Source organism: Shewanella piezotolerans WP3 (genome assembly GCF_000014885.1).
GTDB classification, from domain to species: Bacteria; Pseudomonadota; Gammaproteobacteria; order Enterobacterales; family Shewanellaceae; genus Shewanella; species Shewanella piezotolerans.
In genome coordinates, this window is record NC_011566.1 from 747849 (window position 1) to 768792 (window position 20944).

Here is a 20944-nt window from a genome sequence, read left to right on the forward strand (position 1 = left end):
ATAGAAAAGACTAATTTGGTTAGTTAATCATGTACTGGTTAAAAAAGTAACGAATTAATGCTTTCTAGCGCGATAATAGCCTGATAGGGCTTGCTAATTATTCAATAAGTTTGAATATTTAGCGTTTACTTGCTCTAGATAACTTTTTTATGACTAAATATGCTTAAACCCACGCCATATCTGCGTTGATAATTCAGTTCTTCAAATCTTTATGCACTATTAAGGCTGAACAGCTCTTAGAAGGTTGTGAAAAACTGGTATTTTGATCACATTTTCGCTAATAATGTCCTCCTAGCAAAACAAACAACCGCGATGTCACCTACATAAGATAAAGGCATCAAGCGGAAAACGGCTGCATAAAAGTAGTCGCAAATTAGAAAGGATGAGAAAGAATGAGCGTTAACACTAATCTTACACGTGCCCAATTTGACGAAGTTATGGTGCCTAACTATGCGCCTTCAGCTGTAATCCCTGTTCGTGGCGAAGGTAGCCGAGTTTGGGATCAAGAAGGTAAAGAGTTTATCGACTTCGCTGGTGGTATTGCGGTTAACTGTTTAGGCCATTGTCATCCAGCTTTGGTTGGCGCGCTAAAAGAACAGGGTGAAAAGCTTTGGCACCTATCTAACGTTATGACTAACGAGCCAGCGCTTGAATTAGCGACTAAGCTTGTTGAAGCAACATTTGCTGACCGTGTTTACTTTGCCAACTCTGGCGCAGAAGCAAACGAAGCAGCGCTTAAGCTAGTACGTCGTTACGCGATGGATAAGTTTGGCGCAGAGAAAGATCAAATTATCGCATTTGATAAAGCATTCCATGGTCGTACTTTCTTCACCGTAAGCGTCGGTGGTCAAGCGGCTTACTCAGACGGTTTCGGTCCAAAGCCACAAAGCATCACTCATGTACCATTCAATGATATTGCTGCGCTAGAAGCTGTCTTTTCTGACAAGACTTGTGCTGTAATGATGGAGCCACTTCAAGGTGAAGGCGGCATTATCGATGCTGATCCTGAATTCCTAAAAGCGGTACGTGCACTTTGTGATAAGCACAATGCTTTGTTGGTATTTGATGAAGTTCAAACTGGTGTTGGTCGTCTTGGTGAGCTGTATGCTTATATGCGTGGCGATGTGGTACCAGACGTACTGACTACTGCTAAAGCACTTGGCGGTGGATTCCCAATCGCAGCTATGCTGACAACTAAAGAGATCGCAGATCATCTTAAGATTGGTACTCACGGCTCAACATACGGTGGTAATCCACTAGCATGTGCAATTGGTAATGCAGTTCTGGACGTCGTAAACACTCCTGAAGTGTTAGACGGCGTTAAAAAGCGTGAGCAGTTGCTACGTGATGGTCTAAATAAGATTAATGACAAGTATGACGTTTTCTCTGAAGTACGTGGTCAAGGTCTGTTGATTGGTGCAGTAGTTAACGAAAAGTACCAAGGACGCGCAAAAGAATTCCTAGTAGCCGGTATCCAAGAGGGCGTTATGAGCTTGGTCGCTGGTGCAAACGTGGTACGTTTCACTCCTTCTCTGGTTATTCCAGAAGCAGACATCGCGGAAGGCCTAGCGCGTTTCGAGCGAGCAGTCGCTAAAGTAGTCGCAGCCTAATTGGCAAACGAAGCGCTAGATCATTCTAGCGCTTCTTTTTTGTCTTTAGGATACTTGTTGGTTAGCTCTTAACATTGGCTTATTAAGCACTGTTGAGGCAATCACAAGTGATAGTGAGGAGACTCCTAGATGTTAGTTATACGTCCAATTCGATCCACTGACTTTGACGCGCTATACCAAATAGCAGAAGAGTCAGGCCATGGATTCACATCTTTACCAGTGAACGAAGATCTTCTTAGAAGCAAGATCGCTCGCGTTGAAGCCTCGTTTAAAAAACAGGTTGATAAGCCTTTTGATGAAGGCTATTTAATGGTGCTTGAAGATACTGCAAACGGCGAAGTCGTCGGTACTTGTGGTATTGAAGCGGCAGTGGGCATGGAAGATGCTTTCTACCATTACCGCCTTGGCACCGAAGTTTACCATTCTGAGCAGATTGATGTACGCAATGAAGTTGAGACTTTGACTTTATGCCATGACTATACCGGCGCTGCTGAGCTGTGTACTTTATTCCTGCGTGGCAGCTATCGCAAAAATAACAATGGCCGCATGTTATCTCGTAGTCGTTTTCTATTTTTAGCGCAACATGCACAGCGTTTTGGCGAAACTGTCATTGCTGAAATGCGTGGTGAAAGCGACGACGAGGGCAACTCGCCTTTTTATGATTGGTTGCAGAAACATTTCCTTGGTATCGATTTTATTGAAGCTGATTACTTATCAGGCTTAGGACAAAAAGCATTTATGGCTGAAATGATGCCAAAAAATGCGGTTTATGTATGTTTGCTGCCAGAAGAAGCACAGAAAGTGATTGGCGAAGTACATGCTAATACCCGACCTGCACTTAATTTACTGCAAGCAGAAGGTTTTAGATGCCGTGGCTACGTCGATATCTTCGACGGCGGGCCGACTGTAGAGTGTAACCTAAATGATATTCGCTCGGTACGCGAAAGCCGACTGCTTACTGTGACCATTGGTGATACACCAGCGGCTGCAACTAGCTATATCGTTTCAAATACTCAACTTGAAAATTACCGCGCTACAGCTGCAGAGTTAGCTGTATCAGACGACAACGACAACGTGATCTTAGATGCTGAAACCGCTGCAGGCCTGATGGTTGCAGAGGGTGAGCAGATCCGTGTCTTGGCAATGTAGGATTATAAAATGACACAATTTATTGAAGGTAAATGGACAGCAGGTTTAGGTCACGAAGTGACATCAATTAACCCCGCTAACCAAGAAGTTATCTGGAACAGTAAAACAGCGACGCCAGAGCAGGTCAATACTGCAGTAGACGCTGCACGTAATGCTCAATTTGACTGGTTTATGCTTGGCTTTGAAGCGCGTTTAGCCATTGTTGAAGCGTACCGTGACCAACTTGAAGCAAACAAAGCTGAAATGGCTGAAGTGATTGCACAAGAAACCGGTAAGCCGCAGTGGGAAACCGCGACTGAAGCTGGCGCTATGATTGGCAAAATCGGCTTGTCCGTCGCGGCTTTTCACAAGCGTACGGGAACTTCTGAGAATGACACTCCAGCTGGCCGCGCAGTGTTGCGTCATAAGCCACATGGCGTGGTTGCGGTATTTGGCCCTTATAATTTCCCTGGTCACTTACCAAATGGCCATATCGTGCCGGCATTATTGGCGGGTAACACTGTAGTATTTAAACCATCAGAGTTAACCCCAAAAGTAGCAGAGCTTATGCTTAAGCTCTGGGAAAAAGCAGGTTTGCCAGCGGGCGTGATAAACCTTGTACAGGGCGAAGTTGAAACAGGTAAAGCGTTAGCATCACATCCACAAATTGATGGTCTATTTTTCACTGGTAGCTCGCGCACAGGTCATATCCTGCATCAGCAATATGCAGGCGACCCGGGTAAAATTTTGGCGCTAGAGATGGGCGGTAATAACCCACTGATTATTAAGGGTGTTGAAGATACTAAAGCTGCCGTACATGACATTATCCAGTCTGCTTATATCTCATCAGGCCAACGTTGTACTTGTGCTCGTCGCCTATATGTTGAAAAAGGTGCAGCCGGTGATGCACTGCTTGAGCAACTAGCTGTAGCAGTTAACAACATCCAAGTGGGCGCGTGGAATGCACAGCCACAGCCGTTTATGGGATCGATGATTTCAGAAACCGCAGCAAAAGGCATGGTTGAAGCGCAGCGTAATCTAGTTAACTTGGGTGCTACGCCAATGGTTGAACTCACGCATCTAGAAGCGGGGACAGGCCTTGTCTCTCCGGGTCTGATTGATGTCACTGACGTGATTGAACTACCTGACGAAGAGTACTTTGGCCCGCTGCTACAAGTAGTTCGTTATAGCGATTTTGACGAAGCTATTAAACTGGCTAATGCGACTCGTTATGGCCTTTCTGCTGGCATACTGGCTGATAGCCGCGAAGATTATGATTACTTCTTAGCGCGCATTCGTGCCGGCATTGTTAACTGGAACAAACAGATAACAGGCGCTTCAGGTGCTGCACCATTTGGTGGTGTTGGTGCATCGGGTAACCACAGAGCTAGTGCATTTTATGCTGCTGACTATTGTGCCTACCCAGTTGCTTCGGTAGAAGCTGACGCCGTCAGCTTACCCGCAAAACTAAGCCCAGGTCTGAGCATTTAGTTTTAAGGATAAATCAAAAGGGAAGTGCTCGGGGCACTTCCCTTTTGTTTATATCATCAGCTTTGATGGACCATTAAAGCTGTTGAGCAAGCATCAATAACAGTTGATGCAATACAAATCTAGCAAGTACTAGCGGCTTCATCTACCAACCTAGGTGGGGCTGCTAAATCCCTCAAATGTGTACAGCCGCGTGACATAAACAAACAATAAGCACGCAGGCGTAAAGGAGTTAACGATGCACACTAATGTAAACGCGTTATTTGAAGCACTTTGGCAAGACTATATTGAGATGACACCCTCTGCAGCTAAAGTTCATCAGTTACTTTCAAAAGGCGACAAGATCATTAACGATCATATTGCACTGCGAACGTTTAATATCAGCAAGGTTAACCTTGATGTACTAGCTGCACATTTTGAATCTATCGGTTATGTTGCTTGCGGTGACTACAAGTTTGAAGCCAAGAAACTGAATGCTAAACATTTTGAACATCCTGATAGCACTCAACCAAAAGTCTTTATTTCCGAGTTGTTGGTCGAAGAGTTTAGCGAAGAACTGCAGACAACCATTAAAGGCCTGATTGAGCAGGTTGATGACGCGGCTACAACTGCAGATAACTTCCTTTACTCGGGTCGTCACTGGGATTTAGATGCTAAGACCTATGAGTTGCTATTAGCTGAAAGTGAATATGCAGCTTGGGTTGCAGCGTTGGGCTATAGAGCGAACCACTTCACTGTTTCAATTAATCACCTACCTAACTTTAATACTATTTTTGAAGTTAATGATGCGCTAAAAGAAGCCGGTTTCGTGCTTAATGCTGTCGGCGGTGAAGTTAAGGGCAGCCCAGAAGTATTGCTAGAGCAATCTTCAACTATGGCAGACAAGATCAATGTTAGCTTCTCAGACGCTGTGGTTGAGATCCCTAGTTGTTTTTATGAATTTGCTATCCGTTACCCTAAAGCAGACGGAGAGCTTTACACAGGCTTTGTGGCAGCGTCAGCGGACAAGATTTTTGAAAGCACTAACGTAAACTAAGTTTGTAAGCCTAATATAAAAGAAAAAGCCGGAATTATTCCGGCTTTTTTGTGGGCGAAGCTTTTTGCTAATCACTAAAATCTAGGGTAACTTTCAAGCCTGGTAAGGTTTGGCTGTGTTCAAATAGCAAAGCAATTTTATATTGCTCGGCAATGTCTTTTACAATCGACAAGCCTAGCCCATGTCCCATTGTTGCTTCATCTAAGCGTTTACCACGGTGAGTTAGCTGAGCCAGCTCTTCTGTTTTAACCCCTGGGCCATCATCTTCAATCGTCAGTAGTAACTGCTGATTATGATTGCTAATACAGACTCGGATCTCACTGTCAGCCCATTTAAAGGCATTATCTAGCAAGTTACCGAGTAGCTCCATACCATCTTCGCGGTGCATGGGTAAGCGGCTTATATCGGCTGGAATGTTAAAGCGGCAATTGATGTTTTTAGTACGATGAACCTTTTTCAGGGTTTGGGTTAGATCTTCAATATCTTTTGGCAACTGCATTTGGGCCGCTGGCAACATGTCACCGGTAATTCGAGCTGCAGCTAGTTTTCTCTCTATCATTTTATGCACTAGGTCGAGTTGCTTTTGTAACGCCTGAGCAGACTGAGGATCTTTTAGCCCTAAAGCTTCTACCTGTTGTTGCATTACGGCTATTGGAGTTTTAAGACCATGGCTTAAGTTACCGAGATTATTACGACTGCGTTCGATCTGCTTGCTTGAATATTGCAAAAGCTCATTATAATTAGACGCCAATGGTTGTAGCTCTAATGGAATCGTATCAAGATCGAAAGAGGATATTTCACCTTCACGTAATTTCGCTAAGGTATCTTTCATTTGGTTTACCGGCTTAAAGGATTGGCGCAGAACTAAAAATATCCCCATTATCATGGTCATTAACATCACAAGGTTAACGATGAGCTTGGTGCCATAGATCTCGGAAAAGACTTTACGACCAATACTTAAATCTTGCGCAACGGTGAGTGTTGCATTGAGTCCCGAAGTTTCAGATTTTAGCCCAATAGATAACAGCTGGATATCATGGTTTTGCGGGCCCTTTGTTTGCCAGGCACGGGTTTCGCCCTTTTCTAAATCAACGACTTCTAGACGCTGGTCCCACAGTGAACGTGATCTGAGTTCCTGCTCAGGAAGATCCAGCTGGTAGTATCGACCTGAGTAAACAGGTTTATAGAAGTTTGAAAGTTGGCTTTGGTCGATGCTGAAGGTGCTGTCTTCAATATGGGTCGCAAGCAGGACTTGCTGAAGATCTTCCTGCAATCTGGCAATAATTGAATCATGAAATGCTTGGCGAAGCATGGACTCGAAAAAAATAATTGCCACTATTGTGGCGATAACGACTAAGCCTGTTAACCACAGGCTTAGTTTGCTACGGATTGAAATCATTGAATGATGCCGTGAAAAATATACCCTTGGCCACGGCGAGTTTCTATCGCAGTTTTACCCAATTTTTTGCGCAGGTGAGTCACATAAACTTCAACTACGTTACTCTCTTTCTCATCATCAAATTGGTATAACTTGTCTGTTAGCTGGGCTTTTGACAAAAGCTTTTTAGGTGACATTAAGAATATCTTTAATAGCCTAAACTCCATCGCCGTAAGCTCAAACGTGTTATCTGCAACAGTGACGGATTGCTGGCTTTCATCTAACGCGACTCCCGCATAAGTAAGCTGCTTATTTGGCGTATTGGCTTTTCCGTGAGCGCGCTGGATTAGCGCTTGAATTCTGACCAGTAGCTCTTGAGTATGAAACGGTTTTCCTAAGTAGTCATCAGCACCAGAATTAAAACCTTCTACTTTTTCATGCCACTGGCTACGGGCCGTTAGCATGATAACTGGCGTATGTATGCCTTGTTCACGCCAGCGTTCAAGTAACTCAAGGCCATTACCATCGGGTAATCCAATATCAAGGATGACACAATCATAGTTGGTCTCCTTAATTAGATAGTCAGCTTCGCTAATTTTGTCAGTAGTGTCAGTGACATAGCCAGCTTGTTTAAGCTGTTTTAGCAGTTCTTCAACAAGTAGCGTGTTATCTTCAACAAGGAGTAATTTCATAAAGTATGCTCTCAGTGATACCTGTAGAGTATTGAACACGTTGACTTCGACAGGAGTATGAACTCAATAGTAATGTTAACAGTGTAAAGCGATCTGATTTATAAGCCAATACTACAATGGCTTTGCAATGCAACTACTTGGTAATTTTGTTGGATGAGTGAGTTGACCGCTTTTTGCATCAAGGGTTAATTCAACGAGTTGGCTTGTGGTCGTTCGGATCTGTAACTCATAGCGCCAGTGGCCATTTTGCTGGTATAGATGAGCGTCGATAAGCTTTCCGTGACAGAGGGTTTGTATACCCGCAAGGGTCACGTCAAGTGATAAGATCTCGCCACCTTTGACAAGTTGTTGAGCTTGATAGTGCTCAACTTCAATTTTTGGGCTGGCAAAAGCTAAGGTAGAGAGCTTTAGAAAGCAAATCAAAACGCTTAAATAAATGGCAACTTTCAAGCGAAACTCCTAAAAAAATGGCCTGAGATATATCTCAGGCCACTTTATAGAAGCTGTCTTAAACCGAGCTTAATACTGTATTAGCGAGTACCGTATACTACGATAGTCTTACCGTGAGCTTGGATAAGATTTTGTTCTTCAAGCATTTTCAAGATGCGACCAACAGTTTCACGAGAACAACCTACAATTTGACCGATCTCTTGACGAGTGATCTTTATCTGCATGCCGTCAGGGTGCGTCATTGCATCTGGCTGTTTAGCAAGGTGAAGCAATGTTTGTGCAATGCGACCAGCTACATCTAAGAAGGCTAAGTCGCCAACTTTTTGGCTGGTGCTGTGTAGACGATAAGCCATTTGCGAAGAAAGCTTCATCAAAATTTCAGGATTAACCTGAATAAGTTGCTTAAATTTCTTATATGAAATTTCTGCAATCTCACAAGCTTGCTTAGCACGAACCCAAGCAGTACGCTCTGCTTGCTCTTCGAATAAACCTAGTTCACCAATAAAGTCGCCCTGGTTTAGGTAAGAAAGAATCATCTCTTTACCTTCTTCGTCTTTAATCAAGACTGCAACCGAACCCTTTACGATGTAATAAAGCGTATCTGAATCTTCACCAGCGTGGATCAAAGTGCTTTTGGCTGGATACTTATGAATGTGACAGTGTGATAAAAACCATTCCAAAGTAGGATCTGGTTTTGGCTTTCCAATCAGAGCCATGCCTATGTTCCTCGACTGATTTACGTTAAGAGTAAGAATATGCTAATTAAGCATCTTACGTCAATTAAGCAAGTGAAACCTTGATGGAAGTCTTACTTTAGACTTAACGCATGAAGGTAACTCGCTATCAAGATAGTCTTTTATTCTGATACATTAGTAATATATGTCAACTCATAACGGCTTTTCAGGCAATAGTATGCTTAACTCTGCAAGCAATATCACATCCTGTTTGGTTACTTTCTGGCAGACAGTGCATAGCACAATAATGGATGGCGTCAATTGTAGCATTTTTTGAACCTTATCAATAAAAATGATTCTCATTACTACGCTTGAGTCTTAATTCTCGACATTTGTGGCAAATTCTGGCTAACTGCGAGGTAGCATATTTCAGCAATAACCACTAAGACATGTGTTTGTGGTTTGATTTTAAAGGAGCTCACGTGAAGTTTAGACCTTGGATTTTAAATACTGTAGTGGTCTTTTTTATAACGGCGAGCACGGCTGTTCAAGCCTTTTCGATCCCTCAACCTAAAGGCGCTGAAGAAGCCAGTAGAGTAGCGCATATCCAGTTAAAAGCTGCTCAAGGTGATTTCGATGCTCAATATTTACTTGGGCTTATGTACCTCTCTGGTCGTTATGTAGAGCAAGATCAAGACACTGGTATGGGGTGGATTACTGCTGCTGCACAGCAAGGCCATGCTAAGGCTCAGCAAACCATCGCTGACCTAGCGTTTGAAGGCAGTATTGTTTCCCGAGACCTATCGACTGCGAAGCAGTGGTACACTGCATTGAGTAAGCAGGGGAATAAGTGGGCAGATTTTAGGTTAGGCTTTATTTATGCTTCGGGTGGAGAAGGTGTTGAGCGCAACTGTGGTAAAGCTGTAGAGCAGTTTAAATTAGTTGGTGATGAAGTTTCGCTGGGGAATGTTGCATGGATTTTGGCAACCTGCCCAGAAGCTAAGTACCGCGACGGTGATCAAGCACTAGCGCTTTCGTTATCTTTACTTGAAGCCAACGGAAAAGATCCTACCAACTTAGATAACCTTGCCGCTGCCTATGCCGAGCTTGGGAATTTTGACGCTGCGATTACAACTCAACAAAAAGCCATTGAGGCATTAACCGTTACATCAGATAAAAGTAAAACCGGTGAGTTTATGCAGCGACTTGAAATTTACCAGAATTCTGAGCCGTATAGAGAAGTCGTTCCCCTCATAGGTAAGTAATACTTAATACTGGGAAAGCGCTCATACTACTGGGCGCTTTTTTTTGGGGCAAAAATTTGCCTAACCATAGAAACTGAACCAATTATACCAATAGGCTATAAGAACTCGCTTTTTAGCCTTGCAGAAGATTTAAACAGATCAATGTGGATGTGAAATTGACTTTTCAAGATGAGCTAAGAGGTTGGCTGCATATCCAAGGAAGTAAACAGGTTAATATGAGAGCAAAATTTACTGTTAGAGATTATAGCTAAGAGGTTAGCTAGCATACCCAAGGAAATAAACAGATCAAGATGGGGGAATTTACTTCCAAGAGTACGCTAATTTATCGTTCTTTCGCCTGAAATCCCGATGAAATGAAGTCTACAGAACTTGTCTTAAACAAATCTTAAGATAATGGATTGTCGCAACTTCTTACTCATTTTCCGGTGAAATAAGCTGTAACCGCTTGTCCATTAAGTCTTTCACTAGTGGCGTTAGGATAAGCTCCATGGCGAGTGACATCTTCCCACCTGGTACCACTAGCGTGTTGACCCGCGACATAAATGAACCTTGGATCATGCGCAGGTAATAGGGGAAATCGACATTCTTGATACCGCGAAAACGGATCACAACAAAGCTTTCATCCAAACTTGGAATGCTCTTGGCGCTAAAAGGGTTTGAAGTATCTACCGTTGGTACTCGTTGAAAATTAATGTGAGTGCGAGAAAATTGTGGCGTCATATGGTTGATATAGTCGTCCATGCTGCGCACAATTGAGTCCATCACTTTTTCGCGGCTATGACCTCTATCTGAAGTGTCACGAATGATCTTTTGGATCCACTCTAAATTGACAATAGGTACCATGCCTATCAGCAAGTCAACATGTTGCGCAACGTCACAGTCATCAGTGACAACACCACCATGCAAGCCTTCGTAGTAAAGCATTTCAGTATTTTCAGGCAATGGGTGCCATTGAGTAAAGGTGCCCGGCATTTGATTAAAGGGAACGGCTTCATCAAAGGTATGAAGATAAGCCCGTGTTTCCCCTTGTCCTGTGCTGCCATAATCGCTAAAACACTGTTCAAGACGTTGAAAGTCATTGGCTTCTGGGCCAAAGTAACTGATGTTGCGGTTCTCTGTTTTCTCTTTACGGATCATCACCGCCATTTCTGGACGGGTGAAATGATGAAAGCTATCGCCTTCAACAATGGCTGCATTGATCCCCAGCTGCCTAAAGATATGGTTGAATGCTGTGGTTGTGGTAGTCGTACCTGCACCAGATGAGCCTGTTACAGCAATAATAGGATGTTTCGCTGACATTTTTTTACCTAAAATAGAGACAGATAAATATCACCTGTAGACAGCCAGTTTTGGCTAACGGTATTGATTTTGCAACAGATCAGATTCTTTTAAAACTGTATGGCTATAGTTATACGTACTCGTAACACTCAGGTCAATCTTGAGCTAAGTCCACTGAGACTATATCTTCTTTACGCCTAATGGCGATAGATTCTTCCTCTTCGCTAAACTCAACCACTAATTCCCCGCGACAAAGTGCATCGCGGCATTGGGCTATAGCAGATTGTAGGCTGTCTTCATCTGTACTGGCAAAACTGCCATCTTCGACTTGACCAATGAGAAACTCCTTGATGAGATTCTCGAGGGTCTCTATAGGTAATTGGTTTAGCGCTTCGTAAGGGACTAGCATCAATGACTTCCCGATTTATCAATATGAGACGTTAAAAAGGATAAGATTCGATTTTCAATATAATAGCGTGGCCGCCAAGGTGAACCACCTTCGATAAATCCAACATGACCACCATTGTCATGCAGTTCGTACTCAACCTGCTCGGCTAATTGCTCTTGGGTTGGGATCACTGCATGGGTCATAAAGGGATCATCTTTAGCATGGATAACTAAAGTAGGCTTTTGGATCTGGCTCAAATAGGGAAGGCCACTGGCTCTATGGTAGTAGTGATCAACACCTTTAAAGCCATGCAAAGGAGCTGTGATTTTATCATCAAAAGCATAAAAAGTGGTGAGCTGTTCTATTTCGGCCTTGCCAATAGGCATGAGTGGCTGCAAAGCTGGTGTAGATACTTTTCCAAGCATTTTTTCTTGCAACTGTCTGATCAAATAGCTCTGATATACCTTTGAAAACCCCTTCTCTAGTCTTTTTGCACATGCGGCGAGGTGCAGCGGTGCAGAAACCGCTACTGCTCGTTCGAGTAAGCTTTTTTCTTGCAGTTCCCCTTGATACTTGACCAACACGTTGCCACCAAGACTATAACCGACGGCAAGCAAAGGAGACTCAGGGTATCTTTGCTTTAGCTGAATCAAGGTTTGCTGAATGTCCTGGGTGTCGCCGCTATGATAGCCTCTCACAAGTCGATTGAGCTCTCCTGAGCAGCTACGGTGGTGATGCACTACGGCGCATAATTGTTGTTCTTTACAAGCCGCTAAAATCCGACGGGCGTAATGGGAACTAGAACTTCCTTCCAACCCGTGCACAACAATAATTATCGCCTGCTTGAGTTTAGGCTTCCCTTGCCAATCGAGATCGATGAAGTCGCCATCGTTTAGTTCTAACCTCTCCCTTTCTAACTGTGGTCTGTCCACTTTTGTCAGTACGGGTAAAATCGTCTGGATGTGGGGGTTTCTGGCCCACCAGGGGGGTGAGAATTTCTGTCTTATCATAATTGGCTATTGCTGAAAATTAAAACGTGTGTTTAATTGTTGTTATGACGAGAGTGTAACACAGATTAGAAATCGGTATTTAAACCGCTTAAAGATAGGGTTTTAACTCATAACAGTGCTAGTTGTTTAGCAACTATAGAAGCCGTTTTATTGAAATCGATATTGAGAAATAAAATAACAATAAGAGGACAAGATGGAACGACGTACTTTTATCACAAGCGCTTTAGCTGGCACTGCATGCTTAGCTTTGGGCGTTAATTATTGCTCAAGTGATCACTTGAGTGTCAACGCTAAAGTTGATGACAAGCATCGGTTGTTATTTAGTGTGCTATTGCCTGTTTTTCTCGACGGAGCATTGCCTGATGTACCTGCATTAAAAAGAGACGCAGAGAATCGCACCTTAGATGCCATCGAGCACACTATCTCTATACTCCCAAAAGAGAGCCAACTTGAGCTTGAGCAGTTATTAGATTTGCTGGAGGGGAGACTTGGATTGCTAATTTTGACAGGCAGTATGACGCCGTTAATGATGCGTAATAGTGCGGAGCTAATCGATATGCTGCAAAGCTGGCGCACTAGCTTTATGGAGATGATGGTGACAGCCTATCAAGGCTTAAGAGAATTAGTGATGGCGAGCTACTATTCAGCACCAGAACATTGGAGTCGAATGCATTACGCTAAGCCCAACTTTCTTGAGGAGATGACATAATGTTATTGGCAAATAAAATTGGTTTTAAGGGGTAGTCTGTGGCCATTGAAGATCCCATTGTTTCAGGACTAAATTCGGGCTGGGCACATATTAATGCCGCTACACTCACTGCCAACCAAACATTTGAAGCTGATGTAGTTATCGTAGGAAGCGGTGCTGGAGGTGGCACGGCGGCCGAGATCCTCACAAAAGCTGGCTTATCAGTGATAATCGTTGAAGGCGGACCATTAAAATCATCAAAAGACTTTGTGATGGAGGAGCGCCGTGCTTATCCTGATCTTTATCAGCAAGCCGCTGGCATGAAGACAACGGATAAGGCGATTGGTATTTTTCAGGGGCGCGCAGTCGGTGGATCGACAACAGTTAATTGGACCACGTCTATTCGTACACCTGAGCCCGCTTTAGCTTTTTGGGCGTCGGATAAATCGGTACAGGGGTTATCAAAAGAAGAGTTAACTCCTTGGTTTGAACAAATGGAGCAACGACTGAATATCAGTGAGTGGTCATTCGATCCAAACCGTAATAATGCTGCGTTAAAAGAGGGCTGCGAGCAGTTAGGTTGGGATTACACGGTAATAAAGCGTAATGTCAAAGGCTGTTGGAATACTGGCTATTGCGGTATGGGCTGTCCTGTAAACGCTAAGCAGTCAATGTTAGTCACTACAATACCTGCAGCACTAGAGGGCGGTGCGACCTTGGTCAGTCAAGCTAAAGTGAAAAAGCTTGAGCATCATGGCGACAAAATATATGCAGTAAAAGCCCAAGCATTAGACAGTAATATGCGGCCTATACCTGTTGAGGTCATTTTTAAAGCCAAACATTATATTTTGGCTGCTGGCGCTATCCATACACCCACTATCATGCTGCAATCCAAATTGCCTGATCCCTATGAGCTCATTGGTAAGCGGACCTTCCTCCACCCAACATTGCTTAGCGGAGCGATGTTTACCGATCCTATTAATGGTCATAGTGGGGCGCCGCAATCTATTTATTCAGATGAGTTTGTTTGGAAAAATGGAGCCGATGGTGAGTTAGGTTACAAGCTTGAAGTACCACCTATTCACCCTATTTTGATCGCATCAAAAACTATCGGTTATGGTCAGAGCCATGCAGAATTGATGGCAAACTTTAATCAGCTTCAAGTGACCATCGCCCTTGTTCGTGATGGTTATCATGAGAATAGCCCTGGTGGTGAAGTTAAATTAACAGAATATGGCAGTACATTGGATTATCCGTTAACTGATGCATTTTGGCGAGCGGCAAGACGGGCTTACGCCAGTATGGCTGAACTGCAGTTCGCTGCGGGTGCAAATAAGGTGCTGCCAATTAGCGAAGGTATGCCTTACTTACGTAATTGGTCTGAAGCTAAGCAGGCTATTGCGAACATGGATCTTGCGCCATTAAAAACGGTTGTTGCTTCAGCTCATGTGATGGGAGGGTGCCCACTAGGGGAAGACCCTAAGATGTCGATGGTCAACAGCTATGGTGAGTCGCATTATTTTGAAAACTTGTCTGTGATGGATGGTTCTATATTCCCCACGAGTCTTGGCGCTAATCCTCAGTTATCGATATATGGCATAACGGCACGTAATGCGACTAGACTTGCTGAAAAGTTAACAAGTTAATTGAGCTCTGCTATAGGAATAAAAAAGCCCAGTGTGAACACTGGGCTTTTTTGTCGATATAAAATGTATTATTGCGGCGCTTTTAGACCGTTATTGATTGCACTGACGTCATCTTCGTTCAACGTACCTGCAGCTTGCTTAAGTGCAATGATTGAGTTGATGTAACCATAACGTGCATCAGACAATTTACGTTTTGAATCGTAAAGGTCTCGGGTTCGGTTTAATACATCAACAATAGTACGAGTACCCACTTCAAAACCAGCTTGAGTTGCCTTTAATGCACTCTCAGATGAGATTACAGACTGCTCATAAGCACGGATTGAACTGATTGAGGCACCTACGTTGTTAAAGTTATTACGTACATCTTTAACGACTTTACGGTGTGTCTGTTCAAGTTTTTCACTTGCTTCAACATATTGATACTGAGCTTGGTTAACTTGAGAAGTGACTTTGAAACCTTCAAAAATAGGGATGCTCAAAGTTACACCTAATGTGCCATTGTCAAAATCAGGAGTACTTGTACCTGCTGTTTCTTGCTCAATACCTTTTCTGTAGCCAGCATCTAAGCTCAATGAAGGCATATGACCCGCTTTATAAAGCGTAATGGTCTCTTCAGCGATATCTTTACCAATACGCGTTGTCATTAAGTCAACGTTATTGGTTTCTGCCATTTTAATCCAATCAGTCGACATAGCTGGTGCTACCGGCGATGCTGAAAAACGGTTAGTGTCGAGGATGTTAATGCTCTTGTGATCGATACCAGTGATTTCACGTAGTGCTTCATAGCTGTTAGCTAGTGTGTTTTCTGCAAGGATCTCTGTAGCATTTGCAAGGTCATACTGAGCTTGGGCTTCATGCACGTCAGTAATCGCGGTCAGACCAACGGCAAAGCGCTGTTTTGTTTGCTCAAGTTGACGTTCAATAGCGCGTTTCTCAGAGCCTTGGAATTCATAATTATCTTTGGCTGTTAATACGTCAAAATAAGCCGTAGTTACGCGAATAATCAGGTTTTGTAGCGACGATGCGTATGCCGAGTCTGCTTGTGATGCCGCTTTTTCTGCCAAGCTAAGTCCAACCCATGCACTGTGGTCATAGATGACTTGTTTAAGCGAGACCCCACCGACGATACCACTGCTATCAGCACTTGGATCGTTCCAAGCTTTATCGTAACCGATGTTAGCACTGATTGTTGGTAACAGCGGTGCACGCTGCTCTTGAATTTGCTCGTAAAGCGCATCGCGCTGAGCTTTAGCTTGTAGCGCTACAGGATCACTGGTTAGGGCTTGTTGGTATATCTGTAGAAGGTCGTCGGCATGAGCAACTTGCGCTGAGACTGCTAGCGTCAGTGCGGCACATAGAGAACGGATCTTGAATTTCATTTGCTGTCCTTTTTAGACAAAATTCTCCATTGAGGAGCGAATTTAACTTTGTTTTGTTTAGTTATGCCTAACTTTTATCTTGAAAGTAAGGCGGTTTGCGCTTCCCGACGCTTCCCAATACATCTAAACTTAGTGAGTTAGATAGTAGAAACCTACAATTCCTAAGTCAACTAGGAAGTGTAACAGTTTTTTATCGCAATAATCAGATCTGCCTTTATCTTAGTATTAATAATTTTATTTTGCCTCGTTTTGGCATAAACGCTTTGATTAATAAGTAGCTTTAGGAGAATAAATGAACAGCACTTTTAACCATGAAGATGTCGAGTTACTCGGCAAAAAAACGCTATATAAAGGCTTTTTCAAGATGGAAGAGTATAAGTTCAAGCACCGTTTATTCGACGGTGGTTGGAGCGAAGTCGTTACCAGAGAAGTATTTGAAAGGGGGCACGCCGTGGTGGTGTTACCTTATGATCCCGTTAACGACAAGGTGGTGCTGATTGAGCAGATCCGCATTCCCGTTCTGGAAAGCGCATCTACGCCGTGGTTGCTTGAGCTAGTGGCCGGGATGATTGACCCTGGTCAAACATCCCAGAACGTTGCCGTTAAGGAGCTCCAAGAGGAAACGGGTTTAACGGCGAAAAGTATCACTAAAGTAAATCAGTATTTCTCAAGCCCTGGCGGGACCAGTGAGCGATTTGACTTTTATTGGGCCGCTGTCGATTCTACATGTGCTACAGGTCATTACGGCTTAGCTGAGGAACATGAAGATATCAAGGTGCATGTCGTTGATAGAGAGTTAGCTTACACAATGATGACTAATGGCCGCATTGATAATGCTTCAACCGTTATTGGTTTACAATGGCTGCAGCTAAACTATCGAGATTTGCTTCAAACAGATTGTGAAAAATAATCATGATTGGCTGATTTTGAAGAACTTTGGAATGATATCGTGTCAAAAGTAACTTATGCTGGGAAATCGAAGTACCAGCCAAATGTTAGCCAGTTTTTGGCTGTTTGTTCGAGAAACTATATGCATATTCAACGCTGGCTCACCCAAGAGCCTAGTGAAGGAACATATTGGCAGGTTGATGGCGAGTTTGGTCGATTGAATGTTCGCCTATTGGAAAATACCAAATATACCCAATTGGTAGAGATTTCTAGGTGCGTTGGAGAGCATGTCCTGGTGTCAACACCAAAAGTCTCTGTGCGCATTTACCATGACGCTAAATTAGCAGAAGTGTTAACTAGTCAACAGATTTACCAATTGCGTCCAGTGTATGATTATCCAAATATGCATATGCATCATCGTGATGAAAAGTATCAAGTGAATGCGTTTCTTGAAGAGTTGTTGAAGATAGATAACTTGACCAAATTTATTTGTGAATCTGATATTTAGGTAATTACTTTGCTAAAAGAGGCAATCTCTTATTCAATTTCTGAGTCTGAAAGTGTGAGAATGGTGCAAGTCACTGATCCTCACCTTTTTGCTGATCCTGAAGCTCAATTGCTAGGCGTGAATACCGCTCAAAGCTTGAACGCAGTGTTAAATACTATTGCTGCTGTTGATTATCCAGCTCACTTTATGTTGGCCACTGGAGATATTAGTCAAGACTATTCCAATGAGTCATATCACAGTTTTGTTGACGCTATAGCGCCACTGAAGATCCCTTGCCATTACTTGCCGGGTAATCATGACGACCCGCGCATAATGAATCTGCATATGCAGGGAGATAATGTGCATGGCCAAAAAAGAGTGTTAGCGGGTAATTGGCAAATTATCATGTTGGACTCCACCGTAAGAGGGCGGCCCGGTGGCCATATGTCTGAGGCCGAGTTAACACTCATTGATAGAGCTATTGAAGCAGAGCCAAACCGTCATACCTTATTAGTTATGCATCATAACCCTGTACTGGCTGGCTGCGCTTGGTTAGATCAGCACTGTATGGATAATGGTAGTGACTTTATTCAACAAGTTTCACGCTATCGACAAGTTAAAGGGCTGCTTTGGGGCCATATTCACCAAAGCGTTGATACCGTTCACCTTGGGCCTAATGGTCCTGTGAAGTTAATGGCTACCCCTTCAACCTGTATTCAATTTAAGCCCAAATCTCCCTATTTTGCATTAGATGCACTACAACCTGGTTACCGTTTGCTGGAGCTTAAGTCTGATGGTAGCATCCTTACTAACGTATATCGGGTACCAGGTGAAAATTTCTCACCAGACAACGAAGCTGGCGGTTATTAAGCAAAGTTAAAACCGCAGCGTGAGGAACTATGCTGCTTTATATTCATGGATTTAACAGTTCACCACTTTCGGATAAAGGACTTGTTACCGCAAGTTTTATCCAACAAAACTACCCAGATTTAGATTTCAGACAACCACAACTGCCTAGTGAGCCGCTTGCTGCTATGGCGATGCTGATCGATATTGTTGAACAAGCAAAGACCGCTGGCGAGTCGATAAGCTATATAGGGTCTTCATTAGGTGGCTACTTCGCCAGTTATTTGGCTGAAAAGTACGGCGGACGCGCAGTTTTGATTAATCCTGCGGTAAAACCCTTCGAACTGTTTGATGAATTCATTGGCACTCAGTACAATCCCTATACGAACGAAACCTATCAGGTTTTAGCCAAGCACAAACAGGATGTTGCCCAGTTCGATACTGCTGCAATTATAAATCCTGATCGCTTCTATGTTTTGTTACAAACAGGCGATGAAGTACTCGACTATAAACAGGCTGTGCAGAAGTATCATTGTTGTCAGTTGTTGATTGAACCTGGCGGTGACCATAGCTTTATCGGTTATGAAAGTCAGCTGTCTGCCATTTGTGAATACCTGTTTTCTTGACAAATAGACCCGTAGGGCCGCACCATGGCCTGAATAACAAAAAAAAATGTGTGCTATGACAAATCAATACACCTCAGATGCTATTGAAGTCCTAAACGGACTTGACCCTGTAAAACGTCGCCCAGGTATGTACACCGATACTTCGCGTCCAAACCATTTAGGACAGGAAGTCATAGACAATAGTGTGGATGAAGCACTTGCTGGACATGCCAGTCGAATCGATGTGATCTTACATGCCGATAACTCTCTTGAAGTGACGGATGATGGCCGTGGTATGCCTGTCGATATTCACCCTGAAGAGGGGATCCCGGGTGTCGAGCTTATCCTGACTAAACTGCATGCTGGTGGTAAATTTTCGAATAAGAATTACCAGTTCTCTGGTGGTCTCCATGGGGTGGGAATTTCAGTTGTAAACGCCCTTTCTAGTCGAGTGGAAATTACGGTAAGGCGCAACGCTGAAGTCTATGACATGGCTTTTGAACATGGTGAAAAGGTTGAAGATCTCCGTGTAACAGGAACTTGCGGTAGACGAAACACGGGCACTCGGGTTCATTTCTGGCCAGACGCAAGCTATTTTGATTCTGGCAATTTCTCTATAACCAAACTCAGTTACTTACTGAAGGCCAAGGCGGTATTATGTCCTGGCTTACGGATTAAGTTTGTCAATAAGCAAACTAATGAAACCCAAGAATGGTTTTATGAAAGTGGCTTAGAAGATTATTTAAAGTCGTCGATTGACGGCGTACCTATGCTGCCTGAAGTGCCTTTTGTAGGTAATTTTAAAGGTAACCTTGAAGCTGCTGATTGGGCAATAACTTGGTTACCAGAAGGCGGCGATTACCTAAACGAGAGTTATGTAAACCTCATTCCAACGCCGCTTGGCGGAACTCACGTGAATGGCTTTAGGCAAGGTCTACTGGAGTCTATGCGTGAGTTTTGCGAGTTTAGAAACCTTGTACCACGCGGCATCAAGCTAACGCCTGAAGATATTTGGGATCGTTGTACCTTTATCCTATCAATAAAGATGCAGGACCCGCAGTTTGCGGGGCAAACCAAAGAGAAGTTATCGAGTCGGCAATGTGCAGCGTTTGTATCAGGCATTGTGCGTGACGCCTTTAGTTTGTGGCTAAATACCAATACTGAGCAAGCTGAAGCTTTGGCTGATATGTGTATTAACAATGCGCAGAAACGCTTGAAAGCGGCTAAGAAGGTAGCGCGTAAACGTATAACCTCAGGGCCTGCTTTACCGGGTAAATTGACCGATTGTAGTGGTCAAGATCCTATGCGTGGCGAGCTGTTCTTAGTCGAAGGTGATTCTGCGGGCGGTAGCGCTAAGCAGGCTCGTGACAGAGAGTTTCAGGCGATTATGCCACTGCGTGGGAAAATCCTTAATACTTGGGAGGTCGATGCAACACAGGTATTGGCATCTCAAGAGGTGCATGATATTTCAGTTGCGATAGGTTGCGATCCAGATAGTAGTGATATTTCAGAGCTAAGATATGGAAAAATCTGTATTCTGGCTGATGCTGACTCCGATGGTTTGCATATTGCGACTTTGCTTTGTGCACTCTTTATGAAGCATTACCGAGTATTGGTTGAAGAGGGGCATATTTATGTGGCAATGCCTCCTTTGTTCAGAATCGATATTGGTAAAGAAGTTTTCTATGCACTTGATGAAGCGGAGCGGGACGGCATTCTTGATCGTATTGCAGCTGAAAAACGCAAAGGCAAAGTGCAGGTAACACGATTTAAGGGATTGGGTGAAATGAATCCTCTGCAGCTACGTGAAACCACAATGGACCCTAACACACGTCGATTAGTTCAACTTACCGTTGATGATGCCGATGATACATTAGCAGTAATGGATATGCTGTTAGCAAAGAAACGTTCTAGCGATAGAAAAGTATGGCTAGAAACCAAAGGCGATCTCGCACAAATATAGATCGACTTTTTTACTTTTAGAGCACTAAATAAAAGAATAATAATG

Annotated in this window: 20 protein-coding genes; 12 read left to right on the plus strand and 8 right to left on the minus strand. The window is 43.5% G+C overall.

Translation table 11 applies throughout. The features are described 5' to 3' along the window. Positions 1 to 392 precede the first annotated feature (392 nt). From SWP_RS03295 to SWP_RS03310, 4 genes are all read left to right on the plus strand, one after another. Positions 393 to 1610 carry an aspartate aminotransferase family protein gene (locus tag SWP_RS03295; protein WP_020910940.1) on the plus strand — a complete coding sequence of 406 codons (1218 nt, stop codon included), beginning with the start codon at positions 393 to 395 and terminating at the stop codon, positions 1608 to 1610. A gap of 129 nt (positions 1611 to 1739) precedes the next feature. Further along, positions 1740 to 2759, plus strand: coding sequence for an arginine N-succinyltransferase (gene astA, locus SWP_RS03300; protein WP_020910941.1), 1020 nt, complete (start codon positions 1740 to 1742; stop codon positions 2757 to 2759). 9 nt (positions 2760 to 2768) lie between these two features. Continuing rightward, a complete protein-coding gene (gene astD, locus SWP_RS03305) occupies positions 2769 to 4229 on the plus strand; it encodes a succinylglutamate-semialdehyde dehydrogenase (RefSeq protein WP_020910942.1) in 1461 nt (486 codons plus the stop codon). Positions 4230 to 4464: 235 nt separating this feature from the next. Next, the gene (locus SWP_RS03310; protein ID WP_020910943.1) at positions 4465 to 5262 is read left to right on the plus strand and encodes a DUF1338 domain-containing protein; all 798 of its coding nucleotides are present in this window, start codon (positions 4465 to 4467) and stop codon (positions 5260 to 5262) included. A 67-nt stretch (positions 5263 to 5329) separates the two neighbouring features. Here the strand turns inward: SWP_RS03310 and SWP_RS03315 are convergent, their stop codons facing one another. The 4 genes from SWP_RS03315 to crp all read right to left on the minus strand — a co-directional run bounded on the left by SWP_RS03315 (position 5330) and on the right by crp (position 8498). After that, the gene (locus SWP_RS03315; RefSeq protein ID WP_044555634.1) at positions 5330 to 6661 is read right to left on the minus strand and encodes an ATP-binding protein; all 1332 of its coding nucleotides are present in this window, start codon (positions 6659 to 6661) and stop codon (positions 5330 to 5332) included. Continuing rightward, entirely contained in the window at positions 6658 to 7332 is a 675-nt protein-coding gene (locus SWP_RS03320; protein WP_020910946.1) for a response regulator transcription factor, read from the minus strand. The genes SWP_RS03315 and SWP_RS03320 overlap by 4 nt, the downstream gene beginning before the upstream one ends. 111 nt (positions 7333 to 7443) lie before the next feature. Beyond that, positions 7444 to 7782, minus strand: a complete 339-nt coding sequence (locus SWP_RS03325) for a PepSY domain-containing protein (protein WP_020910947.1) — start codon at positions 7780 to 7782, stop codon at positions 7444 to 7446. A gap of 80 nt (positions 7783 to 7862) precedes the next feature. Next, positions 7863 to 8498 (minus strand): cAMP-activated global transcriptional regulator CRP, encoded by a 636-nt coding sequence (gene crp / locus SWP_RS03330; protein ID WP_012156707.1) that lies wholly within the window; start codon positions 8496 to 8498, stop codon positions 7863 to 7865. 440 nt (positions 8499 to 8938) lie between these two features. Between crp and SWP_RS03335 the strand changes: the two genes are divergently transcribed. Further along, on the plus strand, positions 8939 to 9721 hold the full coding sequence (locus tag SWP_RS03335; protein ID WP_020910948.1) for a tetratricopeptide repeat protein: 783 nt from the start codon (positions 8939 to 8941) through the stop codon (positions 9719 to 9721). Positions 9722 to 10132: 411 nt separating this feature from the next. Here SWP_RS03335 and SWP_RS03340 read toward each other — a convergent pair whose 3' ends face one another. The 3 genes from SWP_RS03340 to SWP_RS03350 form a co-directional block, all read right to left on the minus strand. Further along, positions 10133 to 11020, minus strand: coding sequence for a phosphoribulokinase (locus SWP_RS03340; protein WP_020910950.1), 888 nt, complete (start codon positions 11018 to 11020; stop codon positions 10133 to 10135). A gap of 133 nt (positions 11021 to 11153) precedes the next feature. Next, positions 11154 to 11408 carry a YheU family protein gene (locus SWP_RS03345; RefSeq protein ID WP_020910951.1) on the minus strand — a complete coding sequence of 85 codons (255 nt, stop codon included), beginning with the start codon at positions 11406 to 11408 and terminating at the stop codon, positions 11154 to 11156. After that, entirely contained in the window at positions 11408 to 12397 is a 990-nt protein-coding gene (locus SWP_RS03350) for a hydrolase (protein ID WP_020910952.1), read from the minus strand. Before SWP_RS03350 ends, SWP_RS03345 begins: the two co-directional genes overlap by 1 nt. Positions 12398 to 12590: 193 nt before the next feature. On the opposite strand from SWP_RS03350, the gene SWP_RS03355 reads away from it, so the two are divergent. Together SWP_RS03355 and SWP_RS03360 are read left to right on the plus strand one after the other, a co-directional pair. Then, positions 12591 to 13106 (plus strand): hypothetical protein, encoded by a 516-nt coding sequence (locus tag SWP_RS03355; protein ID WP_020910953.1) that lies wholly within the window; start codon positions 12591 to 12593, stop codon positions 13104 to 13106. 38 nt (positions 13107 to 13144) lie between these two features. Then, on the plus strand, positions 13145 to 14731 hold the full coding sequence (locus tag SWP_RS03360) for a GMC family oxidoreductase (protein ID WP_020910954.1): 1587 nt from the start codon (positions 13145 to 13147) through the stop codon (positions 14729 to 14731). Positions 14732 to 14799: 68 nt separating this feature from the next. Here the strand turns inward: SWP_RS03360 and tolC are convergent, their stop codons facing one another. Continuing rightward, entirely contained in the window at positions 14800 to 16110 is a 1311-nt protein-coding gene (tolC, locus tag SWP_RS03365) for an outer membrane channel protein TolC (protein ID WP_020910955.1), read from the minus strand. Positions 16111 to 16402: 292 nt separating this feature from the next. Here tolC and nudF point away from each other — a divergent pair, with 292 nt between their 5' ends. The 5 genes from nudF to parE are packed head-to-tail and all read left to right on the plus strand — an operon-like array spanning position 16403 to position 20899. Then, complete coding sequence (gene nudF, locus SWP_RS03370; protein WP_020910956.1) at positions 16403 to 17020, plus strand: ADP-ribose diphosphatase; 618 nt, start codon at positions 16403 to 16405, stop codon at positions 17018 to 17020. Between the two features lie 39 nt (positions 17021 to 17059). Next, positions 17060 to 17506, plus strand: a complete 447-nt coding sequence (locus SWP_RS03375; protein ID WP_044555635.1) for a DUF1249 domain-containing protein — start codon at positions 17060 to 17062, stop codon at positions 17504 to 17506. Positions 17507 to 17515: 9 nt separating this feature from the next. After that, on the plus strand, positions 17516 to 18355 hold the full coding sequence (gene cpdA, locus SWP_RS03380; RefSeq protein ID WP_044555636.1) for a 3',5'-cyclic-AMP phosphodiesterase: 840 nt from the start codon (positions 17516 to 17518) through the stop codon (positions 18353 to 18355). Positions 18356 to 18384: 29 nt separating this feature from the next. Next, positions 18385 to 18957 (plus strand): YqiA/YcfP family alpha/beta fold hydrolase, encoded by a 573-nt coding sequence (locus SWP_RS03385; RefSeq protein ID WP_020910959.1) that lies wholly within the window; start codon positions 18385 to 18387, stop codon positions 18955 to 18957. A 55-nt stretch (positions 18958 to 19012) separates the two neighbouring features. Next, positions 19013 to 20899, plus strand: a complete 1887-nt coding sequence (gene parE, locus SWP_RS03390) for a DNA topoisomerase IV subunit B (RefSeq protein WP_044555637.1) — start codon at positions 19013 to 19015, stop codon at positions 20897 to 20899. Positions 20900 to 20944 lie beyond the last annotated feature (45 nt).

Coding starts and splice junctions, on each gene's coding strand:
- SWP_RS03295 (WP_020910940.1), top strand. CDS start 393: ATGAGCGTTAACACTAATCTTACACGTGCCCAATTTGACGAAGTTATG.
- astA (WP_020910941.1), top strand. CDS start 1,740: ATGTTAGTTATACGTCCAATTCGATCCACTGACTTTGACGCGCTATAC.
- astD (WP_020910942.1), top strand. CDS start 2,769: ATGACACAATTTATTGAAGGTAAATGGACAGCAGGTTTAGGTCACGAA.
- SWP_RS03310 (WP_020910943.1), top strand. CDS start 4,465: ATGCACACTAATGTAAACGCGTTATTTGAAGCACTTTGGCAAGACTAT.
- SWP_RS03315 (WP_044555634.1), bottom strand. CDS start 6,661: ATGATTTCAATCCGTAGCAAACTAAGCCTGTGGTTAACAGGCTTAGTC.
- SWP_RS03320 (WP_020910946.1), bottom strand. CDS start 7,332: ATGAAATTACTCCTTGTTGAAGATAACACGCTACTTGTTGAAGAACTG.
- crp (WP_012156707.1), bottom strand. CDS start 8,498: ATGGCTCTGATTGGAAAGCCAAAACCAGATCCTACTTTGGAATGGTTT.
- SWP_RS03340 (WP_020910950.1), bottom strand. CDS start 11,020: ATGTCAGCGAAACATCCTATTATTGCTGTAACAGGCTCATCTGGTGCA.
- SWP_RS03345 (WP_020910951.1), bottom strand. CDS start 11,408: ATGCTAGTCCCTTACGAAGCGCTAAACCAATTACCTATAGAGACCCTC.
- SWP_RS03350 (WP_020910952.1), bottom strand. CDS start 12,397: ATGATAAGACAGAAATTCTCACCCCCCTGGTGGGCCAGAAACCCCCAC.
- SWP_RS03355 (WP_020910953.1), top strand. CDS start 12,591: ATGGAACGACGTACTTTTATCACAAGCGCTTTAGCTGGCACTGCATGC.
- tolC (WP_020910955.1), bottom strand. CDS start 16,110: ATGAAATTCAAGATCCGTTCTCTATGTGCCGCACTGACGCTAGCAGTC.
- nudF (WP_020910956.1), top strand. CDS start 16,403: ATGAACAGCACTTTTAACCATGAAGATGTCGAGTTACTCGGCAAAAAA.
- SWP_RS03385 (WP_020910959.1), top strand. CDS start 18,385: ATGCTGCTTTATATTCATGGATTTAACAGTTCACCACTTTCGGATAAA.
- parE (WP_044555637.1), top strand. CDS start 19,013: ATGACAAATCAATACACCTCAGATGCTATTGAAGTCCTAAACGGACTT.